A 3,258-nucleotide genomic window follows, 5' to 3' on the forward strand; every position below is an offset into this window, starting at 1 on the left:
CCGGAGAGGGGTGCCGGGCGCCGCCTGGGCCGCCGCGCCGAGAGCAGCTTCCTCTGCGACGGCGATCACCGGGTAGCCGCCGGTCGTCGGGTGGTCGTGGAGGAACACCACGGGCCGCCCGTCCGGGGGCACCTGCACCGCGCCGAGCACCATGCCCTCGCTTGGCAGCTCACCGTCCCACTCCCGCTCCAGGGCGGGCCCTTGGGTGCGCAGCCCGATCCGGTTGCTGTTGCCCGAGACGGTGTACCCGGCGGTGATGAAGGTCCGGCGCGCGACCTCGGTGAACCAGTCCGCGCGGGGCCCGAACCGCACCGGCAGGACGAGCTCGGCCGGGGGAGCGGGCCAGGGCGCCGCCACCGGCAGTACGGGTTGCGCGCCCGGCGCCTCGCCGACAGGCAGCACGTCCCCCGCGCTCAACGGCGCGGGCCCGAGTCCCGAGAGCAGATCGGTGGCCCGACTGCCGAGCACGGGCTCGACGGCGATCCCTCCGGCAACGGCAACGTAGGACCGGATCCCCGCACTGGCCCTGCCCACGTCGAGAACGGCTCCTGCGGTTACGTAAACGGGGACCCCCCAGGCTGCGGGTGCACCATCGATGGTGACCGGGCAGGGCGCCCCGCCCACGACAACGGTGACCCCTTGATCCGGCCGCAGTGCACACCCGGTGAGGGTCGTCTCCAGCACGGCGGCGCCCTCCGCGTTCCCGACCAGCCGATTGGCCAGCCCCAACGCACCCGCATCAAGCGCCCCCGACCGTGGAACCCCCAGGTGGGCATGGCCCGGCCGACCGTAGTCCTGAATGGTGGTGAGGGCTCCGCCCCGGACGACGGTGATCTTCACGGTCATCGCTTAAGCTCCTGCGACTCGCGCGGGGCGGGCGCCGGTGCAGCGGGCGTGCCCAGCCCCTGCGGCGGTTGTGCGGCGGGGGCCGGGGCAGCGCCCCGGGGCGTCAACCCCGCCGGAGCGAAACGAACCCGGGTCCCGGGTGACAGCAACGCCGCGGACTCCCGCGCCACATCCCACAGAACCCCGGGATCGGGCATCGTCCCGATCAACTGCCACCCACCCGGCGTGGCCCGCGGATACACCGCCGAATAACCTCCCGCCAACGCGACCGCCCCCGCAGGGACCCGCGTCCGCGGAGTCGCCCGTCGCGGCACATGCAACTCCTCCGGCAGTCCGGCCAGATACCCGAATCCCGGCGCGAACCCGCAGAACGCCACGCGATACGTGTACGAGGCGTGCCGCGCGGCCACGTCCTCCTCGGACACACCCCACAGCCCCGCCACCTCGGCCAGATCCGGCCCGTCGTACACCACGGGGAGCGTCACGACGTCCCCGTCCGCCACGGCCCCCAACGGCACATCCCACTGGTCCAGTTGGCGCGCGAGCGCATCCCGGCCCGTCACTCCGTCGAGCAGCACCGTCCGCGCCCCCGGCACGATCTCCCGCACCGGCGGCAACACCCCCGCGCCCCGCCTGCGCAGCAGTTCGGCGTGGAACGCCCCGGCGTGCTCGGCATCGGCGAACTCCACCAGCAGCGCATTCTGTCCGGCAGGCCGTACGCGCATGCTCACGTAAACGCCCTGACCTTGACGCCGGCGCCCTCCAGCGCCACCCGCACCCGCGCCGCGATCGCTGCCGCGCCCGGGGTGTCGCCGTGCACGCACAACGACCGCGCGGCGACGGCGACATAAGACCCGTCGGCTGCCTCGACCCCGCCGTCCACCGCGAACGCGACAGACCGGCGCACCACCGCGTCCGCGTCCTCGATGACGGCATCCGGCTCGCGGCGCGGCACGAGCGTGCCCTCGGGGGTGTAGGCGCGATCGGCAAAGGCCTCACGTACCGGCAGCAGGCCCATCTTCTCGGTGACACGCAAGAGCTGAGAGCCGGGAAGCCCCAGCACGGGCAGTTCCCCACCCGCGAGCCGCACGCCCTCGACGACCGCGCGGGCCTGTTCTTTGTCGCGCACGGTCCGGTTGTAGAGCGCCCCGTGCGGCTTCACGTACGCCACCTCGGCGCCGGCCGCCTCGGCGAACACCCGCAGCGCCCCGATCTGGTAGGCCACTTCGGCCGCCAGCTCGTCCGGCGGCACATCCATCGCGCGCCGCCCGAACCCGGCGAGGTCCCGGTAGGAGACCTGCGCCCCGATCCGTACGCCGCGCTCGGCGGCCAGGTCGCAGACCCGGCGCATCACGGAGGGGTCGCCGGCGTGGAAGCCGCAGGCGACGTTGGCGCTGGTCACTACGGAGAGTAGGGCCTCGTCGTCGGTGAGGGCCCACCGGCCGAAGCCTTCGCCGAGGTCGGCATTGAGGTCGATGGCGTCGTGGATCACGGATTCAACCTAGAGGATCGTTCAACGATCCGACAAGAGTCAGGATCTTCGGCACCTTTTCGACGTCCGAATCCTGAAACGTCTTGTCGGATCGTTGAACGATCCCCTAAGGTCCGTGCATCCCGCATCTATAAGTGCGTCCCTCATCGAAAAGACCGCCGCATGATTGTTCTGCTCGGCGTGCTCGTGGTGATCCTCGGATTCGTCACGCGCCGCAATCCCGTCCTCGTGGTCGGCGTCGCCGGCATCGTCACCGGGCTGCTCGGCAAGATGAACCCGCTGGAGATCCTCGCAGCCTTCGGCACCTCCTTCGCCGACAGCCGCTCCGTCACCGTCTTCGCCATCGTGCTGCCGGTGATCGGCCTCTTGGAGCGCTACGGACTGCGGGAACAGGCCCGCACGCTCATCGGGAAACTCGGCAAGCTCAGCGCCGGCCGCTTCCTCACCGCCTACCTGCTGGTCCGCCAGGTCACTGCCGCCTTCGGTCTCAACAATCTCGGCGGCCCCGCCCAGGCGGTTCGCCCGCTCGTCGCGCCGATGGCCGAGGCCGCCGCCGAACGCAGGTCGGGGGCCGTGCTGCCGGACAAGCTGCGCGAAAAGGTCCGCTCCTACTCGGCTTCCGCCGACACCGTCGGCGTCTTCTTCGGCGAGGACTGCTTCATCGCCATCGGCTCGATTCTGCTGATCACCGGATTCGTGAACTCGACGTACCACGAGCACCTCGAACCCACCCAGCTCGCGCTGTGGGCCATCCCGCTGGCCGTCTGTGCCTTCGTCATCCACGGCGCCCGGCTGCTGCTCCTGGACAGGCAGCTGGAGCGCGAGATGGCGCTCGGCGCCTCCGAACACGAGATCCCGCTGCCGAAGGAGCCCTCGAAGTGATCAAGGTTGAATGGCTCTACTGGCTGATCGGTCTGGTC

Annotated in this window: 4 protein-coding genes; 1 reads left to right on the forward strand and 3 read right to left on the reverse strand. The window is 71.1% G+C overall.

Annotation, left to right across the window (positions count from 1 at the left end):
• The 3 genes from ACQKIP_RS43535 to ACQKIP_RS43545 form a co-directional block, all read right to left on the reverse strand.
• On the reverse strand, positions 1–846 hold an 846-nt coding region (locus tag ACQKIP_RS43535), incomplete at its 3' end, for a biotin-dependent carboxyltransferase family protein (RefSeq protein WP_427745550.1).
• Entirely contained in the window at positions 843–1,571 is a 729-nt protein-coding gene (locus ACQKIP_RS43540) for a 5-oxoprolinase subunit B family protein (RefSeq protein WP_365862030.1), read from the reverse strand. The genes ACQKIP_RS43535 and ACQKIP_RS43540, both read right to left, overlap by 4 nt.
• A 2-nt stretch (positions 1,572–1,573) precedes the next feature.
• Positions 1,574–2,323 carry a LamB/YcsF family protein gene (locus ACQKIP_RS43545; protein WP_365862223.1) on the reverse strand — a complete coding sequence of 250 codons (750 nt, stop codon included), beginning with the start codon at positions 2,321–2,323 and terminating at the stop codon, positions 1,574–1,576.
• A 177-nt stretch (positions 2,324–2,500) separates the two neighbouring features.
• Between ACQKIP_RS43545 and ACQKIP_RS43550 the strand changes: the two genes are divergently transcribed.
• Positions 2,501–3,220, forward strand: a complete 720-nt coding sequence (locus tag ACQKIP_RS43550; RefSeq protein ID WP_365862028.1) for a DUF969 domain-containing protein — start codon at positions 2,501–2,503, stop codon at positions 3,218–3,220.
• Positions 3,221–3,258 lie beyond the last annotated feature (38 nt).

The sequence above is a fragment of the Streptomyces sp. NPDC059900 genome (genome assembly GCF_050270335.1).
Taxonomy (GTDB): Bacteria; Actinomycetota; Actinomycetes; order Streptomycetales; family Streptomycetaceae; genus Streptomyces.

What these genes read in the sequence shown, in the direction of transcription:
- ACQKIP_RS43540 (WP_365862030.1), bottom strand. Translation starts at nt 1,571, where the DNA reads ATGCGCGTACGGCCTGCCGGACAGAATGCGCTGCTGGTGGAGTTCGCC.
- ACQKIP_RS43550 (WP_365862028.1), top strand. Translation starts at nt 2,501, where the DNA reads ATGATTGTTCTGCTCGGCGTGCTCGTGGTGATCCTCGGATTCGTCACG.